Here is a 22,317-nt window from a genome sequence, read left to right as displayed (position 1 = left end):
AACCCGCGGACGAAGGCCGCGAACCGGCCGGGTTCCTGGACACCCGCCGAGCCGGGCGCAGCAGCGCCCGCGGACGGTCAGGCCGGGTCGGGGGTGCCCTCGGTGGCCTGCAGGTCCTCCGCGTCGACGATGCGGTAGGCGTAGCCCTGCTCGGCCAGGAACCGCTGCCGGTGCGCGGCGAAGTCCTGGTCGACGGTGTCCCGCGCGATCACGGCGTAGAAGTGCGCGGTGCGGCCGTCGCCCTTGGGGCGCAGCAGCCGGCCGAGGCGCTGGGCCTCCTCCTGCCGCGAGCCGAACGACCCGGAGACCTGGATGGCCACGGAGGCCTCGGGCAGGTCGATCGAGAAGTTCGCGACCTTGGACACCACGAGCGTCGTGATCTCCCCGGCGCGGAACGCGTCGAACAGCCGCTGCCGCTCGGGCACCGAGGTGGACCCGGTGATCACGGGCGCGCCGATGTCGTCTGCCAGCTCCTCGAGCTGGTCGATGTACTGGCCGATCACCAGCAGCGGCTCGCCGGCGTGCTTCGCCACCAGGTGCTTGACGACGTCGGTCTTGCCGGGGGCGCTCGCCGCGAGGCGGTACTTGTCCTCCGGCTCGGCGGTCGCGTAGAGCATCCGGTCGCGCTCGGGCAGCGTGAGGCGCACCTCGACGCAGTCGGCGGGCGCGATGTAGCCCTGGGCCTCGATGTCCTTCCACGGCGCGTCGTACCGCTTGGGGCCGATCAGGCTGAACACCTCGTCCTCGCGGCCGTCCTCGCGGACCAGCGTGGCGGTGAGGCCGAGGCGGCGGCGGGCCTGCAGGTCCGCGGTCATCCGGAAGATCGGCGCGGGCAGCAGGTGCACCTCGTCGTAGACCACCAGGCCCCAGTCGCGGGCGTCGAGCAGCTCCAGGTGCGGGTACACGCCCTTCCGCCTGAGCGTGAGCACCTGGTACGTCGCGATGGTGACGGGCCGGATCTCCTTGCGGGCACCGGAGTACTCGCCGATCTCGTCCGGCGTCAGGGTGGTGCGCCGGAGCAGCTCGTCGCGCCACTGCCGTGCGGACACGGTGTTGGTCACCAGGATCAGCGTCGTGGTCTTGGACCGCGCCATGGCGGCCGCGCCGACCAGCGTCTTGCCGGCGCCGCAGGGCAGCACGACGACGCCGGAGCCGCCGTGCCAGAAGCCGTCGGCGGCCTCGGCCTGGTACGGGCGCAGCTGCCACGGCCGCGGGGTGCCGTCCGCGGCGGGGTCGGACTCGCCGGAGGTGTCCAGGTCGATGGGGTGCGCCTCGCCGTCGACGTAGCCCGCGAGGTCCTCGGCGGGCCAGCCGAGCTTGAGCAGCGCCTGCTTGAGCGACCCGCGCTCGGAGGGGTGCACGACGACGTCGGTGGCGTCGATCCGCTCGCCGACCAGGCCCGCGGTGCGCTTGGACCGCAGCACCTCGGCCAGGACCGCGGCGTCGAGGGCGTGCAGCACCAGGCCGTGCACGGGGTGCGCGACCAGCTGCAGGCGGCCGTACCGGGACATCGTCTCGGCGACGTCGACCAGCAGCGCGTGCGGCACGGGGTAGCGGGAGTAGTCGAGCAGGGTGTCGACGACCTGCTCGGCGTCGTGGCCGGCGGCGCGCGCGTTCCACAGGCCGAGCGGCGTGAGCCGGTAGGTGTGCACGTGCTCGGGCGCGCGCTCCAGCTCCGCGAACGGGGCGATGGCGCGGCGGCAGGCCTCCGCCTGGTCGTGGTCGACCTCGAGCAGGAGGGTCTTGTCGCTCTGGACGATCAGGGGTCCGTCGGTCATGCGGTGTCCTCGTCCTCCGAAGGCTCGGGCTCGATCAGGGTCACGGCGGCGACGCGGTGCGCGGCGACGACGATCTCGGCGTCGCGCGCGGTGTCGACGACGCGCACCCGGCCGCCGTCCACCCGGACGGGCCGCACGCGCCGTCGCTCCAGGGCGCCGCGCGAGCCGACCAGGTCGAGCCACACCTCGGTGTGCCCGGCCGCCGCCTCGCGCAGCAGCCCCAACGCCTCGACCGGGTCGGCTGTTCCCCGGCCCGGGTGACCAGCGCCCCCGGCACCGCGCGCGGCGGCGGTGGCGGCCGCGACCCCGGTCGCCCGGTCCCGCAGCGACGACCCCGACGCCCCGGACGCCGCCCCCGACCCGCCCACGGCGCCGGACCCGGTGGCGGGGGCACCCGCGGTGCGCGCCTCGTCGGCCCGCCGCAGCACCCCGACCAGCGAGGCCGCCCGCTCGGCGGGGGGCAGCGCGCCGCGCGGCACCTCGGTCGGCCGGTACCGGCTCGCCGCCACCCGCCGGACCGTCGGCGCGGCGTGCAGCACCTGGCCGTCGGGTGTCTCCGCGACCGGGGCGAGCCCGTGCGCGCGCAGCGCGGCGAGCAGCTCGTGCAGCGGCGCCTGCGCGGCCAGCACGGTGGGCGCCAGCCGGACGAGGCCGAGGGCCGCGTGCCGCGGGTCCTCGGCCAGGCCGGCGAGCAGCGCGGGGTCCTCGGTGCGCACGTAGGACGAGGCCGCGCCGGTGCGCAGCCGCCCGTGCCGGCGCGCGGCGTCCCGGACCAGGTACTCCAGCGGCTGCGGCACCCCGCCCCGGGTGTGCGCGGCGAGCGCGGCGAGCAGGTCGTCGGCGGTGGTCCCGGCGTCCAGCGCGCCGCGCACGGACTCCGGGGTGAACCGCACGGTCACGGCGCCGCCGCGGGACTCCACGCGCGCGCAGGTCTCCAGCAGCGCCTCCAGGTCCTCGCTGGGCCGGCCCGGGACGATCCCGGTGAGGTCGGCCTGCAGCAGCAGGTCGTCGACCGCCGGGGGCAGCGCAGCGGCCAGCCCCTCGGCGAGCGCGGGCCGCGGGTCGGCGTCGGGGTCGAGCAGCGCGCGCCCGGCGGGCGGCAGGGCGCCCGCGCCCAGCACGCCCAGCCAGCCGGCCTCGCGCAGCACGGCGTCGACGGCGTCGCGCGGGGGCACCGACCGCGGGGTGCGCCAGGCCAGGCCGGCGTGCACCTGCTCGCCGTCCGGGGCGGCGCCGGGGCCGGCGTCGGCCAGCAGGGCCAGCACGGCGAGCCGCAGCCGCGGGGCCCACGGCCGGCCCAGCTCGGGGCCGAGCGCCGGCCGGACGCCGCCCCGCTCGTCGCGGGTGCCGACCAGCGCGGGGGTCCGGGGCGTGGCCGCCCACCACGCGGCCAGCCGGGCCCACCGCGCCGGCAGGTCGAGGGCCAGCCACTCGTCGGCCGCGGTGCTGGGCACGTAGTGCGGGGACTCGTCGCCGTCGTCGCGGACCAGCCCGCCGACGCCGGCGATCTCGACGACGAACGCCGCCTCCGCCTCGGTGAGCTCCAGGACGACGGCGGTGCGGCGCAGGTCCCGCACGCCGAGGCCACCCGCGCGGAGCACGGCCGGCGGGGTGCCGCCCCACAGCCGGATCAGCCCGGTGACCAGCCGGACGGCGCGCTCGGCCGCGGCGGCGTGCTCCGCGGCCACCAGGGCGGCGTCGCGGCGGGGCAGGTCGTCGGCCGGCGGCGGGGTGGCCGGCGCGCGGTGCGTCCGCCCGTCCCGCAGCGCCAGCGCGACGGTCCGCGGCAGCAGCACGTGCCGGTCGTCGGCGCGGACCAGCAGCCCGAGCCGCACCAGCTCGGTCACCGCCTCGGCGGCAGGCCCGGACGGCGGGCGCACCCCGACCGGCGGTCCCCAGGTGAGCGCGTCGAGCACGGCGCGCCCCGCGCCGGGCGCCCGGTCCAGCAGGCCGGGGACGTCGGCCGGCGCCGGGTCGTGCTCGGCGGGGGCCGCCAGCCCGGCGGTGCCGGGGCCCAGCAGCTCGGCGACGCCGGGCGCGGGGCGCAGCAGCGGGTCGGCGGCGCGCCCGCCGACCGGGTGCACCAGGGCCAGCTCGGTGGCGGTGGCGAGCGCGGCGCGCACCGCCGGGGCGTCCCGGCGGTCGGCACCGACGGCGGCCACGACGTCCTTGGCGCGCACGCCCGCGTCGGGCGCGGACCCGGTCAGCAGCGCCACCACGGCCTCGACGGTCTGCAGCACCGCGGCGTCCAGCCCGGCGAGCGCGCGCTCCAGGCTCGGCCGGCTGGTCGCGCGGGCGGCCAGGGACGCCAGCGTGGCGGGGGACGGGTGCGCCAGGTCGGGGCGGCGCAGCAGCAGGCGCACCAGCTCGTCGTCCGACCTGCTGCGCAGGTGCTCGCTGAACGTGGCCATCCGCACCACGATACGTTCCGCAGCGCCCCGGCAGCACGGGGTCGGGCACGACGTCCCGGCCGCGGGCGGCAGGCGGTACGTTCGGCAGGGCGTGGCCCTGCGGCCCTCGACACCGTCGTCGGCACCGGCCGCCCCGACCCCACGGAGGTCCGACATGCCGCTCGACCGCTCCGTCCTCGAGGACCTGCGCTCCGACGCCCGGGCGCTGCTGCCCGACGTCGCCGCGCTCCGGCACGCCCTGCACCGCACGCCCGAGATCGGGCTGCACCTGCCCCGCACCCAGGCGCTCGTCCTGGAGGCGCTCGAGCCGCTGGTGCCCGAGGGCCTGGAGGTGCGCACCGGCACCGGGCTGAGCTCCGTCGTCGCCGTGCTGCGCGGCGCGCGCCCGGGGCCGGCCGTGCTGCTGCGCGGCGACATGGACGCCCTGCCGGTCACGGAGGACACGGGCGAGCCGTTCAGCAGCGAGGTCCCCGGCGTCATGCACGCCTGCGGCCACGACCTGCACGTCGCCGGCCTGGTCGGGGCCGCGCGGCTGCTCGCCGCCCGCCGCGAGCAGATCGCCGGCTCCGTGGTCCTCATGTTCCAGCCGGGCGAGGAGGGCGACCACGGCGCGCGGCTGATGATCGAGGAGGGCGTGCTGGACGCCGCGGGGGAGCGCGTGGTCGCGGCCTACGGGCTGCACGTGCTGTCCTCGCTGCTGGCGACCGGTGCGATCACCAGCCGCCCGGGCACGCTGCTCGCCGCCGCCGACACCGTGCACGTGACGGTGCGCGGGCGCGGCGGCCACGGGTCGATGCCGCACCTCGCGCTGGACCCGGTGCCGGTCGCCGCCGAGATCGTGCTGGCGCTGCAGGCGATGGTCACGCGGCAGTTCGACGTGTTCGACCCCGTCGTGGTGACCGTCGGGCGGATCGAGGCGGGCACGACCGACAACGTGATCGCCGCCGAGGCCCGGATCGAGGCCACGGTCCGGACCTTCTCCGAGGCCGTGCACGCCGCCGTCCCGGAGCGGCTGGCCCGGGTCTGCGAGGGGGTCGCCGCCGCGCACGGCCTGTCGGTGGCGGTCGACTACCGGCGCGGGTACCCGGTGACGGCGAACCACCCGGCGGAGGTCGAGCGCGCGGCGCGGCTCACCGCGGGCCTGTTCGGCGAGCGCTCCTACACGACCGCGCCGCAGCCGCTGTCCGGGGCCGAGGACTTCTCCTACGTCCTGCAGCAGGTGCCCGGCGCGTACGTCGGGGTGGGCGCCACGCCCGCCGACGCCGACCCGCGCACGGCGCCGTACAACCACTCCGCGCAGGCCCGGTTCGAGGACGGGGCGCTCGCGGTCGGGCCGGCGGTGCTCGCCGCCCTGGCGCTGGACCGGCTCGCGGACGGCTGAGCAGCGGCTCCACCCGGACGAGCGCTCAGGTCGCGCGGCGGTGTGCCGATGAACACGTCGGCAGGCCCGTCACGGGCGAGGCGGTGCGCGCTCGAGCAGGAGGACGCCCATGACACCGATCACGGCCGGGCAGATGCCCGGTGCCACGCACGAGGTGTGCGTGGCACGCCAGGGGATCTACGACGTGCTCAGCCGCCCGATCGGGCACGAGCTGCTGTTCCGCCCGGGTGCCGACGCCGAGGCCTCGGGCGTCCGCGCGGGGATCGACGACAACCGGGCGACCGCCACGGTCATCGTCGCGACGCTCACCGAGTTCGGCGTCGAGGACCTCGCGGGCAACGGCGACCTGTTCGTCAACGTGCCGCGGTCGTTCATCGTCGACGAGCTGCCGCTCGCCCTGGACCCGCACCGCGTGGTCCTCGAGGTGCTGGAGCAGGTGCCGGCCGACGACGAGGTGGTGGCGGGCGTCGAGCGCCTGCGCCGGCTCGGGTTCGGCATCGCGCTGGACGACTTCGTGCCCGGGGACCAGCGCTGGGACCTGCTGCCGCTGTGCGACTACGTCAAGGTCGACATGGCGGACGTCGGGGACCGGCTCGCCGGGTTCGCGGGGGAGCTGCGGGCCGTCGCGCCGCACGCCGCGCTCGTCTGCGAGCGGGTCGAGGACGAGGCCGACTTCCTGCTCGCGCAGGAGGCCGGGTTCGACCTGTTCCAGGGCTACCACTTCCGGCGCCCGACCGTGCTGACCCGGCCCGCGCTGGCGCACCACGCCATGGTCGCCGGCCGGCTGCTGGTGCAGCTCGGCGACGCCCAGGTGTCCTACCGCCGGCTCGCGCGCCTGACGGCGGCGGACCCGGCGATCGCGCTCAAGGTCTTCCGGGTGGTCAACTCCGTCTCCGGCGCGGGCCGCACGGTGCGGAACCTGCACCAGGCGCTCGTCCTGCTGGGCCGCGAGCGGTTCCGGGCGATGCTGATCCTCGAGGTGCTCGCCACGGCCGGCCACCACGACGACGAGATCCCGCTGATGGCCCTCGCGCGCACCCGGGCCGCCGAGATCCTCGCGCCGCAGGACCCGCTGGAGGCGTCGACCGAGGCCCTGGTGCGGATCGTGTCCGAGCTGTTGGACGTGCCCGTCGCCGACCTGGACCCCGAGCTGCACCGGTCCCGGCCGAGCGCGCGGGTGGTCGCGGCGTGCGACGTGCTGGACGCCTACCTGGACGCCATCGCCGAGGAGCACGCGCCCGCCATCCGGTCGCCGTACTCCGCGCTGCACGTGTCGCTGGTCTACCTCACGGCGCTCCGCGAGGCGCGGGCGCTGCTGGCCACCGTGTACCAGCCGGTCCCGCGCCTGCAGGCGGTGCCCGGCGGCGCCGGGACGGACGCGGACGTCGCGTACGGGTGACCGGCCGGACCGGTAACCTGGTGGGGTGCGGACCGAGGTCGGTCCGCACGGTCGAAGGATCCCAGACGACAGACCAGGGGAACGCAGTGCCCACCGGCAAGGTCAAGTGGTACGACACCGATCGCGGGTTCGGCTTCATCGCCGCCGACGACGGCACCGAGGTGTTCCTGCACGCGTCCGCCCTGCCCGCGGGCATCGGCACCCCCAAGCCCGGCACCCGGGTGGACTTCGGCGTGGCCGACGGGCGCCGCGGCCCGCAGGCCCTGGCCGTGAAGCTGCTGGACCCGGTGCCCTCCGTCGCCGCCGCCGTGCGCAAGCCGGTCGACGACATGGCCGTGATCGTCGAGGACCTCATCAAGGTGCTCGACCGGGTCGGCAACGACCTGCGCCGCGGCCGCCGTCCGGAGAAGTCCCGCGCCGAGCAGGTCGCCACCCTGCTGCGCGCCGTCGCCGACGACCTCGAGGCCTGAGATGGCGACCGCGACCACCGACGCCGTGCTCGGCGGCGCCGTCGAGCTCGCCCGCGAGGCGGCCCTCGAGCTGGCCGAGCACCCCGGCGACGTCGGCGAGCACCTCGGCTACACCGTCGAGGCCGACCGGCTCGTCTCGCACCGCTTCGCCTGCACCATGAAGGGCTACCGGGGCTGGGTGTGGACCGTCACGCTGTCCCGGGTGCCGCGCGCCCGCAGGGCCACCGTGTGCGAGGCCGTGCTGCTGCCCGGCGACGACGCCGTGCTCGCACCGGCCTGGCTGCCGTGGGAGGAGCGCCTGCGCCCGGGCGACCTCGGCCCCGGCGACGTGCTGCCGTTCAAGGCGGACGACCCGCGGCTGGAGCCCGGCTGGACGCCCACCGGCGACCCCGAGCTCGACGACGTCGCGATCGGCGAGCTCGCGCTGGCCCGCAACCGGGTGCTGTCGCCCCTCGGCATCTCCGAGGCGGCCGAGCGCTGGTACCGCGGCAAGCAGGGCCCGACGAGCGCCGGCTCCGTGGCGTCCGCGCAGTCCTGCATGACGTGCGGGTTCCTCGTGCCGCTGCAGGGCTCGCTCGGCACCGTGTTCGGCGTGTGCGTCAACGAGTGGTCCCCGGACGACGGCAAGGTCGTCGCCCTGGAGCACGGCTGCGGCGCGCACTCCGAGACCGACGTCGAGGACCGGCCGTCCGAGTGGCCCGACGTCCCCGTGGCGTCCGACCTGGTGCTGGTGCCGACCGCCGACGTGGTCGGGCGCCGGGCCGACGAGGTCGTCACCCCGGTCGTGGTCGACGCCGCGGAGCCCGAGGCCCCGGCGGACGTGCCGGCCGACGCCGAGCAGGTGGTCGTCGAGACCAGCACGCTCGACGTCGAGGTGACCATCGAGCCCGTCGCCGATCAGCCGACCGAGCAGACGCCCGAGCAGCCGGAGCCGTGACCGCGGACGTCTTCGGCACGCGCGCGCTGCGCGAGCGGGTGCTGGGGACGTGGCGGGCCGATCCCGCGCGCCTGCGCGAGGACGCCAACACCGAGGAGGACCACGCCCGCGGGTACTACCGCGACCGCGTGGTCGTCGAGCTCGCGCAGAACGCCGCCGACGCGGCCGTGCGGGCCGGCGTCCCGGGGCGGCTGCTGCTCCGGCTGACCGCCGCCGACGACGGGTCCGGCGTGCTGGTCGCCGCGAACACCGGCGTCCCGCTCGACGCGGCGGGCGTCGCGTCGCTGGCCGCGATGCGGGCGTCGTCGTCCCGCGACTGGCCGGGCGCGGGCCCCGGTGAGGCCGCCGGCGGGCCGGGCCTGGTGGGCCGGTTCGGCGTCGGCTTCGCCGCCGTGCGCGCCGTCGCGGACGAGGTGCAGGTGCTGTCCACCACCGGCGCGGTGCGGTTCTCCCTGGCGGACACCCGGTCCGAGCTCGCCCTGGCCGCCGCCGACGTGCCGCGGCTGACCGACGAGATCGCGCGGCGCGAGGGCTCGCTGCCCGCGCTGCGGCTGCCCCGGGAGCACACCGGCCGGCCACCCGAGGGGTATGACACCGCCGTGGTGCTCGACCTGCGGGACGAGGTCGCCGTCGACGCGGTGCGCGCCATGCTCGCCGAGGTCGGCGACGTGCTGCTGCTGGCGCTGCCCGGGCTGGCCGAGGTGGTCGTCGAGGACGAGACCACCGGCCGCCGCCGCCGGGTCGCCGACGTCGACCGGCGCTGGCGGCGGCTGACCGTCGAGGGCGAGCTGGAGCCCGCCCTCGTCGCAGACCGCCCGGTCGAGGAGCGCGCCCGCCGCCGCTGGCGCGTGACCTGGGCCCTGCCCCGCGAGGACGCCGGCGCGGGCCGGACCGCGGCCGACCGCGTGCTGCACGCCCCGACCCCGACCGACGACGCGCTGGACCTGCCGGCGCTGCTGGTCGCCACCGTGCCGCTGGACCCGACCCGCCGGCACGTCGCCCGCGGCCGTGCGACGGACGCGCTGCTCGACGTCGCGGCCGAGGTCTACGCCCGGCTCGCCGCCGCCTGCGCCGCCGACGGGGAGGACGCCCTGCGGCTGGTGCCGCTCGGCCTGCCCGCGAGCGACCTGGACGCCGCGCTGCGCGGGCGGCTGGTCGAGGCGCTGTCCCGGACCGCGCTGCTGGTCCCCTCCGCGGGCGACGCGCACGCGGACGAGGGGCGGCCGGACGACGCGGACCCGGACCACGGGCCGCCGGGTCCCGTGCCCGCCGGCGCGCCGGACCTGGTCGAGCCGCACCGCGCGGTCGCGCTGGCCGGTCCCGCCGCGGCCGGGCTGACCCGGGCCCTGGCCCCGTTCTTCGCCGGGCTCGTCGTGCTGCCCGACGGCGGGCTGCCCGCCGCCCGCGCGCTGGGGGTCGAGGTGCGCGAGGTCGCCGAGGTGGTCGACGAGCTGCCCGCCGCGTCCGGGCTGCCGCCGGCCCGGTGGCGCGCGCTGTACGCCGCGCTGGGCCCGGCGGTCGCCGACCCGCTGGTCCGCGAGTCGCTGGCGGCGCTGCCCGTCCCGCTCGCCGACGGCCGGGTGGTGCGCGGCGCCCGCGGGCTGCTGCTGCCGGTCGCCGGGGCGCTCGACCCGTCCGGGCCGGTCGCGCAGGCGCTCGCGACGCTCGGCCGGTGGGGCGTGCGGCTCGTGCACCCCGCGGCGGCGCACGACGTCCTGGAGCGGCTCGGCGCGACGCCGGCCGACCCCGCCGCGCTGCTGGCGCACCCCGGGGTCCGGCAGGCCGTGCTCGACCAGGCCGACGAGGACGACGTGGACGTGGCCGAGCAGGTCAGCGACGCCGTGCTCACGCTGGTCCGGGCCGCCCTGGCCGACGACGGCCCGCCGCCCGACGACGCACCGGTGCCCGTCGCGCGGGCCGTCCGGGGGCTGCTGACCCTGCGCGCCGCGGACGGCGAGCCGACTCCCGCCCACGGCCTGGTACTGCCCGCCTCGCCCGCCGAGCGGCTGCTCGACCCGCGCGTGCTCGCGCCCGTCGGCGCCGAGGCCGTCGAGCGCTGGGGCGCCGACACCCTCGTCGCGGTCGGCGTGCGGCGCGACCTCGTGCCGCTGCTGCTGACCGACGTGCTGGTCGGCGCGGACGACCTCGGCCTGGGGGAGGACGACACCGACCTGGTCACCGACGCGCTGGACGGCTGGGACGACTACGTCGCGGCGGTGGCGGACGTCGTGGGGGAGGGCGAGACGCTCGCGGAGCTGGTGGCCGTCGCCGACCTGGACGCCGTCGACCCGGGCGCGTGGCCCGCGGTGCTCGCCCGGCTGGCGGAGCCGGGGCCGCTGCGCCGCGCGCTGCTGGAGCCGGTCCGGGCGTCCGGGCCAGGGACCGCGCCGGGCTACACCGCCTGGTGGCTGCGGCACCGGTCCGGCCTCGGCCTCGAGGCGCCGTTCGCCGTCGCCGGTGCCGAGCCCGCGGTCGCCCGCCTGCTGCCCGGGGCGCCGCCCGCGGTCGCCGGGCTGGACCCGGAGCTGCAGGCGGCGCTGGGCGGGGTCGACCGCCTGACCGCCGTGCCGGCGGCCGCGTGGAACCGGCTGCTGCGCGCGGCCGCGTCCGTGGGCGGTCCCGTCGACCTGCCGCTCGCCGCCGCGGTGTGGTCGGCCTGGTCCCGGCTGGCCGTCGCGGACCCCGACGCGCTGCCCGACCTCGACGTGCTGCCCGCGCTCGTCGCCCCGGACCGCGTGGTGCTGGTGCACGCCGAGGACGCCGCCGTCGCACCCGCGCCGATGTGGTGGCAGCGCACCGACGTCGCCGCGATGGTGCCGGTCACCGGCGCCGCCGACCCGGTCGACCTGGCCGAGGCGCTCGGGGTGGCCCTCGCCGGCGACCTGGCCGACGGCGCCGTGGACCAGGCCGACGGCGACGACGCCGGCGGGCTCGCACCGACCCCGGCGGCCGTCGGGCTGCTGCTGGCCGACGTGCCGGCCACCTGGGTCGAGCACGAGACGCTGCGGGTCGACGGCGTCCCCGTCGACTGGTGGGTCGAGGGCGCCGGGCCGGCCGCCACCGTGCACGCCACGCACCTGGCCGGCCTGGCACGGGGGCTCGCGCAGGCGGCCGGCGCGTGGCGGCTGCGGCACGCCGTCGAGCTCGCGCTGGTGGAGCCCGCCCGGGCCGCCGAGCTCGCCGTGGAGCAGGTCGCCGACGCCGGAGGCATGATGGACGGGCGATGACCCGCTCCCTGCTCGCCTCGGCCTACCTGCCCGCGCTCCTGTACGAGATCGGGATGGGTGCCATCGCCCCCGTGGTCGCGCTCGTCGCCGCGGGGCTCGGGGCCGGTCTGGACCAGGCCGCGCTGGTCGTGGCGCTGATCGGCATCGGGCAGATCCTCGGCGACGTCCCGGCGGGTGCGCTCGCCGCCCGCATCGGCGACCGGCGGGCGATGATCGTGGCCGCGGCCCTCGCGTGCGTGGCCATGGCGACCTGCGCGCTCGCGACGGACCTCGTGGTGCTGGGCGCCGGCGTCCTCGTGGTCGGCGTCGCGTCGGCGGTGTTCCACCTGGCCCGGCAGGCCTACCTGACCGAGGTCGTCCCCGTGGTGAACCGCGCCCGGGCGCTGTCCACGCTCGGCGGCATCTCCCGGATCGGCATCTTCATCGGGCCGTTCCTCGGGGCGCTCGTGCTGCACGTCGGCGACCTGCAGTCCGTGTTCTGGCTGGCCGTCGGCACCACCGTCGCCGCGGCGGTGGTCGTCGGCCTCGCCCGGGACATCGACGACCGGCACCCCGCCACCCGCGCGCGGCCGACCGTGACGACGCGCGAGCTCGTCCGCCGGCACCGCCGCCTGCTGGCCACCCTCGGGCTCGCCGTCGTGCTGGTCGGCGCCGTGCGCGCCACCCGCCAGGTGGTGCTGCCGCTGTGGTCCGAGCACCTCGGGTTCGCACCCGCCACGACCAGCCTCGTCTTCGGCATCTCGGGGGCCGTCGACATGCTGCTGTTCTACCCGGCGGGCAAGGTGATGGACCGCCGCGGCCGGCTCTGGGTGGCGGTGCCGTCGATGCTGGTGCTGGGCGGGGCGATCGCGGTGCTGCCGCTGACGTCGACGCTGACGGGGGTCGCCGTCGTGGCCATGGTCATGGGGTTCGGCAACGGCATCGGCTCCGGCATCCTCATGACCCTCGGCGCGGACGTGGCGCCGCCGGCGAACCGCGCGCAGTTCCTCGGGGTGTGGCGGGTGTTCCAGGACTCCGGCGCCGCGGCCGGTCCGCTGGTGGTGTCGGCGGTGGCCGCGGCGGGCAGCCTGGCGGCGGGGATCGTCACGATGGGCGCCGCCGGGCTGGCGGCGGCGGCCGCGCTCGGCCGGTGGGTGCCCCGGTGGTCCGAGCACGCCAACGCCCGCACCCGCGCCCGTGCGGCGGCCGCCCGCGCGGCGGCCAGCCCGGAGTCGGCCGACGCCTGACCCGCCCCGCCTGCCCACGCCCGCCCCCGCCCCCTCACCCGCCCCCGCACCCTCACCCGCCCCCTCACCCGCCCCCCTCACCCGCCCCGTGCGCGCCGTCCCGTCCGCCGAGATGACACTGCGCGCCTGTGCGCCGGTGGCGCGGCACAGGCCGGAAGTGTCATCTCGGCGGGGTCGGCGGGGTCGGGGTCGGCGGGGTCAGCGGGGGAGGGTCGCGGCGGCGAAGCGGTGTGCCAGGCGCGTGCACGCGGCGGCCAGGGCGGGCGGGCCCTCCACCTCGACGTCCGCGTCGAACCGGGCCACCTCCGCGGCCAGGCTCGTCCAGGACCACGACCCGAGCGTGAGCCGGCACCGGTCGGGCCCGAGCGCCTCGACGACCCCCTCGCGGCTGTACCGGGCGACCGTCGCGGCGGGCAGCGCGAGCCGCACGGTGCCGCGGCACGGCCAGCGGCCGTCGTCGTCGACCGCTCCGCGGAACCGCCGGAGCAGGTACGCCGCCACGTCGCCGCCGGGCAGCTCCCGCGGCGTGAACCGCGGCCCGTTCGGCGTGCGGAGCGCGACCCGGTCCACGCGGAACGTGCGCCAGTCGTCGCGGTCCGGGTCCCAGGCGACCAGGTACCAGCGCCCGTCCCACGTGACCACGTGGTGCGGTTCGGCGCGGCGCGGCGGCCCGTCGCCGGCTGCGGACCCGGCGTCGTAGTCGAACCGCACGGTCTCGTGCGCGCGCACCGCGGCACCGAGGGCGAGCAGCACCGCGCCGTCCACCGGGGCGGGCGGCCGCTCCGTGGGGCGGGCGACCGCCGAGACCCGCACCGCGTCGACCCGGCCCCGCAGCCGTGCCGGCAGCACCTGCCGCAGCGTCGCGAGGGCGCGGCCGGCAGGCTCCGCGAGCCCGTCGTCGGGTCCGGACGCCGCGACCTGCAGGGCGACGGCGAGCGCCACGGCCTGGTCGTCGTCGAACAGCAGCGGCGGCAGGTCGGCGCCGGGGCTCAGCCGGTAGCCGCCGTCGGGGCCCTTCACCGCCGCGATCGGGTAGCCGAGCTCGCGCAGCCGGTCGACGTCCCGGCGCACCGTGCGCAGGCTGACGTCGAGCCGGTCGGCCAGCACGGTGCCGGACCAGTCGCGCCGGGACTGCAGCAGGGACAGCAGCGCGAGCAGGCGGGCGGAGGTCGTGGGCACGTCCCGCAGTCTGCCGCGAGTAGGTGACACACCCTGGCACCTACCCCCGCGAGGCTCGGGGCACCCGGTCGGCGAAGCACGCCGGCCGCGACGATGAGGAGCCTCGCATGAGCATCACCACCACGGTCCACCTGAACTTCCGGGACCAGGCGCGGGCCGCGCTCGAGCTCTACCAGGGCGTGTTCGGCGGCGAGCTGGCCGTCGTGACCAACGCCGACGCGCACGCCGTCCAGCACCCCGCGGACGCCGACCGCGTGCTGTGGGGCGAGGTGCGGTCCGCCGGCGGGTTCCACGTGATGGCGTACGACGTGCGGGAGGAGCAGACCTTCGCCGCGGGGGACCGGGCGTTCTTCGTCTCGGTGCGCGGCACCGACGCCGACGAGGTCACGCGGTACTGGCAGGGGCTCTCCGACGGCGCGACGGTGGTGCAGGACCTCGGGCCGTCGGGCTGGTCGCCGCTGTCCGGCATGCTGACCGACCGGTTCGGCGTGACCTGGGTCCTGGACGTCGCCGTCGCGTACGACCCGAGCTGACCGGACGGGCCGGACGGCACCGCGAGGTCGTCACACGGCGGCGAGGTCGTCATACGTACCTGACGACCCCGTCGACGTCTGACGACCTCACCGGGCGGGCATCGACCGGGCGGGCATCGAGCGGGTGGGGTCGAGCGGTCGGGCGCCGGACAGCGCGCGCCTCAGCGGCCCGGGCGGCGCCGGGTCCAGATCAGCCCGGCCACGCCGAGCGCGGCGCCCACGGCGCAGGTCCACACGCCGTGCGGGGCGGCGGCGCCGGTCAGCCACAGCACGACCGCGACCACGAGCGCGGCCAGCCACGCCCCGATGCCGACCAGGAACACGGGCCGCATGCTCACCGGCACCGGGTCGGGCGCGGGCTTGCGGCGCTCCGGGCGCAGGGCGAGCTGGATGAACGACGGCACGGCCCCAGCCTAGGTCCTGGCAGGGGCCGTGCCGATCACGGGCCGATCACGCGCCGACCACGCACCGCTCAGGTGCCGGTCAGGCTGCGATCAGGTGCCGCTCACTCCCCGAAGGCGAGCGCGGTCGCGGTGGCGAGCGCGTTCGGCACGGCGGCGAGGTAGGCGTGCGCGACGTCCCAGGGCTCGAGCCCGGTCGCCGCGACGGCCTCCAGGTCGTTCTCCTCGTGCGCGAGCACGGCGCGGAGCACCTGGCCCAGCCGGCCCTCGTGCCGCAGCAGCGCGCCGGCCAGCTGGTCGGAGACGCCGGTGCGCTCGACCAGCTCCGTCAGGTCGATGGCCTGCTGGGCCGCGACGGCGGAGAGCAGGCCGACGGTGTAGCCGACGTCCTCCCCGGCCAGGCTGTGGCAGGTGATCGCGCGGGTCAGGATCGACCACAGCGTGCCGACCGAGGCGGGCTTGGCGTCGATCAGCGAGGCGATGGCGAGCGCGTGCAGCTGGCGCGGCCCGACCAGCACGACGGCCTGCAGCACGGAGTCGATCTCGCGCCGGAGCCCGAAGGCGGACGAGTTCACCAGGTGCAGCACGCGCATCGACAGCTCGGGGTCGGACGCCACGGTGCGGACGACGGTCTGCTGGTCGACCTGGTCCGCGGACAGCACCCGCAGCAGCTCCAGGCACTGCAGCTCGCCCGCGGAGAACGACCGGCGGGTGACCGGCTGGTCGCGCTGGAACATCGGCCCCTGCAGCAGGTCGGCGCCGATCTGCTGCGCGAGCTCCAGGCGCGCGGCGCTGTCGGTGTGCTCCGTGACGACGGTCGCGCCGGCGGCGTGCGCCCGGGCGACCAGCTCGGCGACGTGGTCGCCGCCGCGCTGCAGGTCCACCTTGACCAGGGCGACCCGGTCCAGCAGCCGCTCCTGCGGCAGCGAGCCGTCGAAGTCGGCCAGGGCGAGCCGGCTGCCCCTCGCGGTGGCGGCCGCGGTCAGCTCGTCGATGTCGGAGCGCCGCGCGAGCGCGGGCGTGACCTCGAGCAGCAGCCGGTCGGCGTCGTACCAGACCGCCGCGGTGCCCGCGAGCAGCCCGGAGGTGGCCCGCAGCAGCACGGGCTTGTCCCCGGCCAGCCCGGTCAGGTCGAGCCGCCGGTACGCGGTCTCGACGGCGTGCTCCGTCGCCTCGTCGGGCAGCGGCGCGCCGGTGGGCCCGCTGACCAGAACGCGCACGGCGTAGCCGTACACGGACCGGTCCGGCAGCACGACCGGCTGCCGCTGCACGGTCGTCTCGCCGCCGCCGATCGGGATCGCGCTGCCGCTCGCCGCGCGCGCACCCGGGGTGGCGGGCGTCGGGTCGGCACCGAGGGTCGAGGTCATGACATCTCCGTCGTGTCAGGCGGCCCGGCCGAGCGGGGCGCGCAGCGGCCAGTCCTCCGACAGGACGGTCTGGACGGCCGCGCCGCTCGCCGGGTCGAGGACCAGGGGGGCCAGCAGGTTGGCGGTCGGCGGCTCGGCGCCGTCCGCGGGGCGCACCACGACCAGGCGCACGGCCCGGTCGCGCTCCGCGCCGATGGACGCCAGGACGGCGCCGTCGATCGCGGGGTCGTAGTCGGGGAAGAACGCGTCCGGGGCGACGACGAACAGCCGCACGGGGCGGGCGCCGTCGGGCTCGGAGCGCAGCGAGAACAGCACGCCGGCGTCGTCCAGGGGGGTGAGCGTGAAGTCCTCGTACCCGACCAGGCCCGGCATGGGCGTGGTGAGGTGCAGGTGCTCGGGCAGGTGCGTGCGACGCGGGGCGTCGACCAGGTCAGCGGTCATCGGAGGAAGTCCAGGAGTGTCGGCTGAAGAACCTTGGCGGCGGCGCTCAGGGCGCCCTTGTACGCGACCTCCTGCGACCCGAGGTCGAGGATGATCTGCGCGAGGTCGACGTCCTGGATCGCCGAGAGGCGGGTCGAGGAGGTCAGCTGGTTCGCGGTGATGACGCTCTGGGCGGAGTCGACCTGGTTCTGCCGGGCACCGACCGAGGAGATCTCGGCGAGCATGTTGTTCACGTGCCCGTCGATGGCGTCGAGCTGGTCCGTCGGGTCGCCACCGGCACGCAGGGTCGCGGCGATGTCGTCGAGGACGCGGAAGATCGAGTCGTCGCCCTCGCCGTAGACGGCGGAGCCGGCGGAGTCGACGCGGATGGTGGTGCCGCTCGCGACCGTGCGGTCCACGGAGCTGCCGGCGACGCCGTTGAAGGCGTAGCCGCCCGCCGCGTCGGTGAACGCCGGCCCGTCGGACGTCCCGGCGAACACCGAGCGTCCGAGGTACTGGGAGTTGGCCTGCGCGAGCAGGCCGTCGCGGATGCCCTCGATCTCCTGGGCCAGCGCGATGCGCGAGGTCGCGCCGAGCGCGCCGTCGCCGCCGTTGATCGTGAGCTGGCGGGCCTTGCGCACCGAGGCGAGCGAGGTCTGCAGCGCGGTGTCGACCGTGGTCAGCCACGCCTCGCCGTCGTCGGCGTTGCGGCCGTACTGGGCGAGCACGCGCTGCTCGCCCTGCAGCCGCAGGACGTCGGCGGTGGCCGCCGGGTCGTCCGAGGCGAGGTTGATCTTGGACCCCGACGACATCTGCGCCTGGAGGGTCGACATCTTGTGCAGGTTGTTCTGCAGGTTCTCGAGCGTCGAGTTCCGCACCGTGAACTGCGTGACGCGTCCGATCGTGCTCATCGGCCCACCACCCCCGTCCGGTTGATCAGCGTGTCCAGCATCTCGTCGATGGCGGTCAGGACGCGGGCCGCGCCCTCGTAGGCCCGCTGGTAGGCCAGCATGTTGACCGACTCCTCGTCGGTGTCGACGCTGGTCTGGGCGAGCTGGGCGGCCGCGGCGGTGGACCGCGCGGCCTCGGCGACCGTGGCGCGCGAGGACGCGCTCGCGGACTTGACGCCCAGGTCGACCACGAAGGCGGACCACTGGGAGTCGGGGCCGCCGGCCGCGTTCGCGAGGTTCGCCATCTCGGTGCCGATGCTGCCGTCCAGCGCGCCCTTGGTCGGGTCGGCGACCGCGACGTCGGCCGGGTCGGTGATCGCGACCGTCAGGCCGAGCGCGGCGGGCTGGCCGGCGGTGAAGGTGAAGAAGTCGCCGCCGGTGACGCCCGTGCCGTAGTTCGCGACGGTGGTGCCCTTGTCGTGGATCGCGTTGACCTTGGTCGCGATGTTCGTCGCGAGGTCGTTGAGCGACACCCCCGTGCCGGCGAGGATGCCGCCGCCGGCCGGCGGGGCCAGCGTGGTCAGCAGGCCGGCGACCCGGCCGCCCTCCATGCCGACGGGGTTGTCGTTGCGCGCCCACACGATGGAGACCGTGCCCCCGTCGACGGCGCCCTGGAAGGACTGCGGGCTGCCGGCGGAGACCTTCAGCGCGTTGGCGGTCGACCCGGACACCAGCGCGTTCCCCGCGACCATGACGTCGACGGTGCCGTCGTCGTTGGTCCGGGTGGCGGCGCCGACCAGGCCGGAGAGCTGCGTGACCAGCAGGTCGCGCTGGTCCATCAGCTCGTTGGCGGCACCGCCCGCGTTCGTGATCGACAGGATCCGGTTGTTCAGGTCGGCGACGTTGGCGGCGGTCGTGTTGACCTGCGTCACCAGCGACGTCGTCGTGGTCAGCGCCTGGGACCACTGGGTCCCGGTGTCCTCGTACATCGTGGCGATGCGGTTGCCGACGGCCTTGGCGTTCTCCAGCAGCACCGAGCGGCTCGCCTCGGAGTTCGGCTGCTTGGCGACGTCGGACCAGGCGGACCAGAAGGCGGAGAGGTCCTTGGAGAACCCCGTCTTGGACGGCTCGCCGATGGTGGTCTCGAGGGTCTTGTACTCGCCGGCGATCGCGGCCAGGCGCGAGGCGCCCGAGGTCTCGTTGCGCAGGCGGGCGTCGAGGAAGACGTCACCCAGCCGCTCGAACCCGGTCACCGCGACACCCTGACCGACGCCGTCGGTGCTCGAGAACATCGAGGGGACGGTGGCGGCCGGCAGCGACGCCATGGCGGCGCGCTGCCGGGTGTAGCCCACGGTGTTGGCGTTCGCGACGTTCTGCCCCGAGACCTCCAGCGCCTGGCGCTGGGCGATCAGGGAGCTGAGGGCGGTCCCCAGTCCGGAGAAGGTGCTCACGGATCCTCTTCCTGTTCAGAACGACCGGTCGAGCAGCTGGGCGCTGCGGTCGGCCTCGGCGGTGGTGTGACCCGTCGGGTCGTAGGTCTGCACGGTCTCCTGCAGGGACATGAGCGTCTCCTGCGTGGCCCGGTGCGACATGGCCAGCAGCTCGCGGTTGCCGTCGGCGAGCTGGCTGATCTCGGTGGTGAGCTGGACGAAGGCGTCCCGGTGCGCGTGCAGCAGGTCGTCCCACGGCGCGGGGGCGGCCTCGGCGAGGGCCCGCAGGCTGGTGCCGGGCTCGAGGCCGAGCTCCAGGGCGACGGCGTCGGCCTCCACGGAGCGGCCGAGCTCGGCGTCGCGGATCTGGTCCAGGACGGTCTCGACCTCACGCGTGGCGTGCGCCAGCCACCGGGTGCGTCCGCTGGTCAGCACGAGCTGCTCCTCCTCGAGCTTGAACAGCAGCAGCTCGAGCAGGCGGCGCTCGGACCACAGGACGTCGGACAGCTGGCTCAGGGCCATCGGGGGACTCCCCTTTCCGTGCGGCGGTGTGTCGGTGGTCCCGCCGGGTGCTCCGGTGGGCATGCACCTCCTATCGGGACGCCCGCCCCACTCCTGAGCGGAATCGGACAGGTGCGTGCCGGTGCGTGCCCACGGGGTCCCGCGGGGGTTGCCCCAGGCACCCGTCGGACGGGCAAGCGGCTTCCTGAATGTGTCGTGCGTCACACCCGAGTGGGCGACCCCGGGACTATGTCAACGGATGTCCGATTTGTCAGTCTGGAACGTCCGAAATGGGTCTTGAGTCGCATAGTTCCCTTCACCGGGAACATCGTGGAAAAAACTCAAGGCGGCTTTCACCCGGACCGAGAACCGGATCGTGAACAGCTCTGCAGCCACCCCCGCCACCGACGCCCTCGTCGTGTCGCACATGCCCCTGGTGGGCTACCACGTGAGCGAGGTCCTCGCCCGGGTCCCCGCCACCGTCAGCCGCGAGGACCTCGTGTCCGCCGGCCACCTCGCCCTCGTCCTCGCGTCGCGTGCCTACGACGCCGAGACCGGCGTGCCCTTCGCCCGCTACGCCGCGCTGCGCATCCGCGGCGCGCTGATCGACGAGCTCCGCTCGATGGACTGGGCCTCCCGCGGCGCCCGGCACCGGGCCCGCGAGCTGTCGAGCACGAGCGACCGCCTCACCGCGACGCTGGGCCGCACGCCCACCCGCACCGAGCTGGCCGCCGCGCTCGGCACCGACGTCGCCGCGGTCGACCAGGCCCGGCAGGACGCCGAGCGCCGGGTGCTGTCGATGGACGCCTCCGTGCACCCGGTCGCCGACCTGGTCCGCGACGAGGCGCCCGGCCCGGAGGAGAACGTGCTGCTCGGCGAGCGCCTGCGCTACCTGCGCGCGGCCGTCGACACGCTCCCCGACCGCCTGCGCACCGTGATCGAGGGCCTGTTCCTCGACGACCGGTCCGTCGCCGAGCTCGCCGAGGAGCTGGGCGTCACCCAGTCGCGCATCAGCCAGCTGCGCACCGAGGGCCTGGCCCTCATGCGCGACGGCCTGAACGCGAGCCTGGACCCCGAGCTGGTCCCCGCCGCCGAGCGTCCCGACGGCGTGGCCGAGCGCCGCCGCCGCACCTACTTCGCCGCGGTCGCCTCGCGCGCCGCGATGTCGGCCGCCGGCCACCAGGTCGAGGCCGCCGCCGGCGTCGTCCCGTCGCCGTTCGAGGACGGCACCCGCACCGCCCGCGCCCTGGCCGTCTGACCGCCGGAGCGTTTCCGCAGCAGAGACGTTCACACCGCGCCGCAGGCGCCGGACCGCGACACCGCGGCCGGCGCCTGCGGCGTTTCCGCTGGTCAGCGGACTGCGGAGGCCTCGCGTTGGCCCTATCGGGTGAACCGCCCCGAATCCCTCAGGGGCGGCGGGTCCCGGTCGAAGTTCAAGGGTGAGCCCACGGATGGGCCACGAGTACCCCGATCAAGGAAGAAGAGAACCATGGCGCTCTCCGTCAACACGAACATCGCGGCACTGAACGCGTACCGCAACCTGTCCTCCACGCAGAACGACCTGGGCAAGTCGCTCGAGAAGCTCTCGAGCGGCCTGCGCATCAACCGCGCGGCGGACGACGCTGCCGGCCTGGCGATCTCCGAGGGCCTGCGCGCCCAGATCGGCGGCACCACCCAGGCCGTCCGCAACGCCCAGGACGGCATCTCGGTCGTCCAGACCGCTGAAGGCGCCCTGACCGAGACGCACTCGATCCTGCAGCGCATGCGTACGCTGTCGGTCCAGGCGTCCAACGAGGGTGGTCTGTCCGACACCGCGAAGTCCAACATCCAGGACGAGCTGGGCGAGCTCAAGACCGAGCTGACCCGTATCGCGGACACCACGCAGTTCAACGGCAAGAAGCTGCTGGACGGCAACTACGACGGCTCGTTCCAGGTCGGCGCCAACACCTCGGCGCAGGACAAGATCAGCGTCAAGATCGCGCTGGCCGGCGGCAAGGGTCTCGGCACCGAGGGCCTCGGCCTCGCGGGCGTCGACGTCACCGCCATCGCCACCAACGCCACCACGGGCACCAACACCACGGCCGCCGCCTCCGGCACCGCCGGTGTGCTGACCGTGGGTGCGGCCGCGGACTACTCCGACGACGCCACCGCGGTGGCCGAGTTCGGCAAGCTCAACGGCACGATCACGATCGGCGACAAGTCGCTCGACCTCACGTCGGTCGACTACTCCGCCGCGACCGACGCCGCCTCGGCCCAGACTGCCCTGCAGTCCGCGCTGACCGCGACCTTCGGTGCGGGTGCGGCCACGGCCGACGCCTCGGGTGGTGCCGGCATCGAGATCACCACCGCGACCGTCACCGGCTCGGCGGCCGAGGTCGCCGCCAAGGAGGCCAGCTTCAAGCAGGCGTCCGGCGCGGACGAGGCGATCGACCTGATCGACGCCGCGATCACCTCGGTCTCCCAGGTGCGTTCCGGCCTGGGTGCGGTCCAGAACCGCTTCGACCACACCATCAACAACCTCAACGTCGCGGTGGAGAACCTGACCGCGTCCGAGAGCCGCATCCGCGACACCGACATGGCGTCCGAGATGGTCAGCTACACCCGCGCCTCGATCCTGTCGCAGGCCGGTACGGCGATGCTCGCCCAGGCCAAGAACCTGCCGCAGAGCGTTCTCCAGCTCCTCCAGTGAGCTGATGCCGCCCGCTGGTGACAGCGGGCGGCGCCGCACGACCTGACAGGCGGTGGGTGGACGACCGTCCACCCACCG

General features: G+C 76.2%; 18 protein-coding genes. 9 read left to right on the top strand and 9 right to left on the bottom strand.

What is annotated here, in order from left to right; all coding sequences use genetic code 11:
- Nucleotides 1-77: 77 nt before the first annotated feature.
- Together AC1050_RS08975 and AC1050_RS08970 are read right to left on the bottom strand one after the other, a co-directional pair.
- Nucleotides 78-1,778, bottom strand: coding sequence for a DNA repair helicase XPB (locus AC1050_RS08975; RefSeq protein ID WP_482387007.1), 1,701 nt, complete (start codon nucleotides 1,776-1,778; stop codon nucleotides 78-80).
- Entirely contained in the window at nucleotides 1,775-4,189 is a 2,415-nt protein-coding gene (locus tag AC1050_RS08970; protein WP_482387006.1) for a helicase-associated domain-containing protein, read from the bottom strand. Before AC1050_RS08970 ends, AC1050_RS08975 begins: the two co-directional genes overlap by 4 nt.
- A 154-nt stretch (nucleotides 4,190-4,343) precedes the next feature.
- On the opposite strand from AC1050_RS08970, the gene AC1050_RS08965 reads away from it, so the two are divergent.
- The 6 genes from AC1050_RS08965 (at nucleotide 4,344) to AC1050_RS08940 (ending at nucleotide 12,829) form a co-directional block, all read left to right on the top strand.
- Entirely contained in the window at nucleotides 4,344-5,570 is a 1,227-nt protein-coding gene (locus AC1050_RS08965) for a M20 metallopeptidase family protein (protein ID WP_482387005.1), read from the top strand.
- 109 nt (nucleotides 5,571-5,679) lie between these two features.
- A complete protein-coding gene (locus AC1050_RS08960; protein WP_482387004.1) occupies nucleotides 5,680-6,969 on the top strand; it encodes an EAL and HDOD domain-containing protein in 1,290 nt (429 codons plus the stop codon).
- An 86-nt stretch (nucleotides 6,970-7,055) separates the two neighbouring features.
- Entirely contained in the window at nucleotides 7,056-7,439 is a 384-nt protein-coding gene (locus AC1050_RS08955; protein ID WP_482387003.1) for a cold-shock protein, read from the top strand.
- Between the two features lies 1 nt (nucleotide 7,440).
- Nucleotides 7,441-8,376: a DUF3027 domain-containing protein gene (locus AC1050_RS08950; protein WP_482387002.1), complete on the top strand. Its 936-nt coding sequence runs from the start codon at nucleotides 7,441-7,443 to the stop codon at nucleotides 8,374-8,376.
- Nucleotides 8,373-11,603 (top strand): sacsin N-terminal ATP-binding-like domain-containing protein, encoded by a 3,231-nt coding sequence (locus AC1050_RS08945; RefSeq protein ID WP_482387001.1) that lies wholly within the window; start codon nucleotides 8,373-8,375, stop codon nucleotides 11,601-11,603. Before AC1050_RS08950 ends, AC1050_RS08945 begins: the two co-directional genes overlap by 4 nt.
- The gene (locus AC1050_RS08940) at nucleotides 11,600-12,829 is read left to right on the top strand and encodes an MFS transporter (protein WP_482387000.1); all 1,230 of its coding nucleotides are present in this window, start codon (nucleotides 11,600-11,602) and stop codon (nucleotides 12,827-12,829) included. Before AC1050_RS08945 ends, AC1050_RS08940 begins: the two co-directional genes overlap by 4 nt.
- A 198-nt stretch (nucleotides 12,830-13,027) precedes the next feature.
- Here AC1050_RS08940 and AC1050_RS08935 read toward each other — a convergent pair whose 3' ends face one another.
- Entirely contained in the window at nucleotides 13,028-14,008 is a 981-nt protein-coding gene (locus AC1050_RS08935) for a helix-turn-helix transcriptional regulator (protein ID WP_482386999.1), read from the bottom strand.
- 107 nt (nucleotides 14,009-14,115) lie between these two features.
- Here AC1050_RS08935 and AC1050_RS08930 point away from each other — a divergent pair, with 107 nt between their 5' ends.
- Nucleotides 14,116-14,541: a VOC family protein gene (locus AC1050_RS08930; RefSeq protein ID WP_482386998.1), complete on the top strand. Its 426-nt coding sequence runs from the start codon at nucleotides 14,116-14,118 to the stop codon at nucleotides 14,539-14,541.
- A 161-nt stretch (nucleotides 14,542-14,702) separates the two neighbouring features.
- On the opposite strand, the gene AC1050_RS08925 is transcribed toward AC1050_RS08930, so the two are convergent.
- The 6 genes from AC1050_RS08925 to flgN all read right to left on the bottom strand — a co-directional run bounded on the left by AC1050_RS08925 (nucleotide 14,703) and on the right by flgN (nucleotide 19,571).
- Nucleotides 14,703-14,945: a DUF2530 domain-containing protein gene (locus AC1050_RS08925; RefSeq protein ID WP_482386997.1), complete on the bottom strand. Its 243-nt coding sequence runs from the start codon at nucleotides 14,943-14,945 to the stop codon at nucleotides 14,703-14,705.
- Between the two features lie 101 nt (nucleotides 14,946-15,046).
- Nucleotides 15,047-16,309: an EAL and HDOD domain-containing protein gene (locus tag AC1050_RS08920; RefSeq protein ID WP_482386996.1), complete on the bottom strand. Its 1,263-nt coding sequence runs from the start codon at nucleotides 16,307-16,309 to the stop codon at nucleotides 15,047-15,049.
- Nucleotides 16,310-16,324: 15 nt separating this feature from the next.
- The gene (locus tag AC1050_RS08915; RefSeq protein WP_482386995.1) at nucleotides 16,325-16,750 is read right to left on the bottom strand and encodes a flagellar assembly protein FliW; all 426 of its coding nucleotides are present in this window, start codon (nucleotides 16,748-16,750) and stop codon (nucleotides 16,325-16,327) included.
- Complete coding sequence (gene flgL / locus AC1050_RS08910; RefSeq protein WP_482386994.1) at nucleotides 16,747-17,640, bottom strand: flagellar hook-associated protein FlgL; 894 nt, start codon at nucleotides 17,638-17,640, stop codon at nucleotides 16,747-16,749. Before flgL ends, AC1050_RS08915 begins: the two co-directional genes overlap by 4 nt.
- Entirely contained in the window at nucleotides 17,637-19,070 is a 1,434-nt protein-coding gene (flgK, locus tag AC1050_RS08905; protein WP_482386993.1) for a flagellar hook-associated protein FlgK, read from the bottom strand. Before flgK ends, flgL begins: the two co-directional genes overlap by 4 nt.
- Before the next feature lie 15 nt (nucleotides 19,071-19,085).
- Nucleotides 19,086-19,571, bottom strand: a complete 486-nt coding sequence (gene flgN / locus AC1050_RS08900; protein WP_482386992.1) for a flagellar export chaperone FlgN — start codon at nucleotides 19,569-19,571, stop codon at nucleotides 19,086-19,088.
- A gap of 355 nt (nucleotides 19,572-19,926) precedes the next feature.
- Here flgN and AC1050_RS08895 point away from each other — a divergent pair, with 355 nt between their 5' ends.
- Both AC1050_RS08895 and AC1050_RS08890 read left to right on the top strand, forming a co-directional pair.
- On the top strand, nucleotides 19,927-20,808 hold the full coding sequence (locus AC1050_RS08895; RefSeq protein WP_482386991.1) for a sigma-70 family RNA polymerase sigma factor: 882 nt from the start codon (nucleotides 19,927-19,929) through the stop codon (nucleotides 20,806-20,808).
- Nucleotides 20,809-21,039: 231 nt separating this feature from the next.
- Nucleotides 21,040-22,239, top strand: a complete 1,200-nt coding sequence (locus AC1050_RS08890) for a flagellin N-terminal helical domain-containing protein (RefSeq protein WP_482386990.1) — start codon at nucleotides 21,040-21,042, stop codon at nucleotides 22,237-22,239.
- Nucleotides 22,240-22,317 lie beyond the last annotated feature (78 nt).

This window comes from Cellulomonas sp. NEAU-ZC6 (genome assembly GCF_056844425.1).
Note: the sequence above shows the minus strand (reverse complement) of the source record. Positions and strands in the feature narration are given on the sequence as shown.

What these genes read in the sequence shown, in the direction of transcription:
- AC1050_RS08975 (WP_482387007.1), bottom strand. Translation starts at nt 1,778, where the DNA reads ATGACCGACGGACCCCTGATCGTCCAGAGCGACAAGACCCTCCTGCTC.
- AC1050_RS08970 (WP_482387006.1), bottom strand. Translation starts at nt 4,189, where the DNA reads ATGGCCACGTTCAGCGAGCACCTGCGCAGCAGGTCGGACGACGAGCTG.
- AC1050_RS08965 (WP_482387005.1), top strand. Translation starts at nt 4,344, where the DNA reads ATGCCGCTCGACCGCTCCGTCCTCGAGGACCTGCGCTCCGACGCCCGG.
- AC1050_RS08960 (WP_482387004.1), top strand. Translation starts at nt 5,680, where the DNA reads ATGACACCGATCACGGCCGGGCAGATGCCCGGTGCCACGCACGAGGTG.
- AC1050_RS08950 (WP_482387002.1), top strand. Translation starts at nt 7,441, where the DNA reads ATGGCGACCGCGACCACCGACGCCGTGCTCGGCGGCGCCGTCGAGCTC.
- AC1050_RS08940 (WP_482387000.1), top strand. Translation starts at nt 11,600, where the DNA reads ATGACCCGCTCCCTGCTCGCCTCGGCCTACCTGCCCGCGCTCCTGTAC.
- AC1050_RS08930 (WP_482386998.1), top strand. Translation starts at nt 14,116, where the DNA reads ATGAGCATCACCACCACGGTCCACCTGAACTTCCGGGACCAGGCGCGG.
- AC1050_RS08920 (WP_482386996.1), bottom strand. Translation starts at nt 16,309, where the DNA reads ATGACCTCGACCCTCGGTGCCGACCCGACGCCCGCCACCCCGGGTGCG.
- AC1050_RS08915 (WP_482386995.1), bottom strand. Translation starts at nt 16,750, where the DNA reads ATGACCGCTGACCTGGTCGACGCCCCGCGTCGCACGCACCTGCCCGAG.
- flgL (WP_482386994.1), bottom strand. Translation starts at nt 17,640, where the DNA reads ATGAGCACGATCGGACGCGTCACGCAGTTCACGGTGCGGAACTCGACG.
- flgN (WP_482386992.1), bottom strand. Translation starts at nt 19,571, where the DNA reads ATGGCCCTGAGCCAGCTGTCCGACGTCCTGTGGTCCGAGCGCCGCCTG.
- AC1050_RS08890 (WP_482386990.1), top strand. Translation starts at nt 21,040, where the DNA reads ATGGCGCTCTCCGTCAACACGAACATCGCGGCACTGAACGCGTACCGC.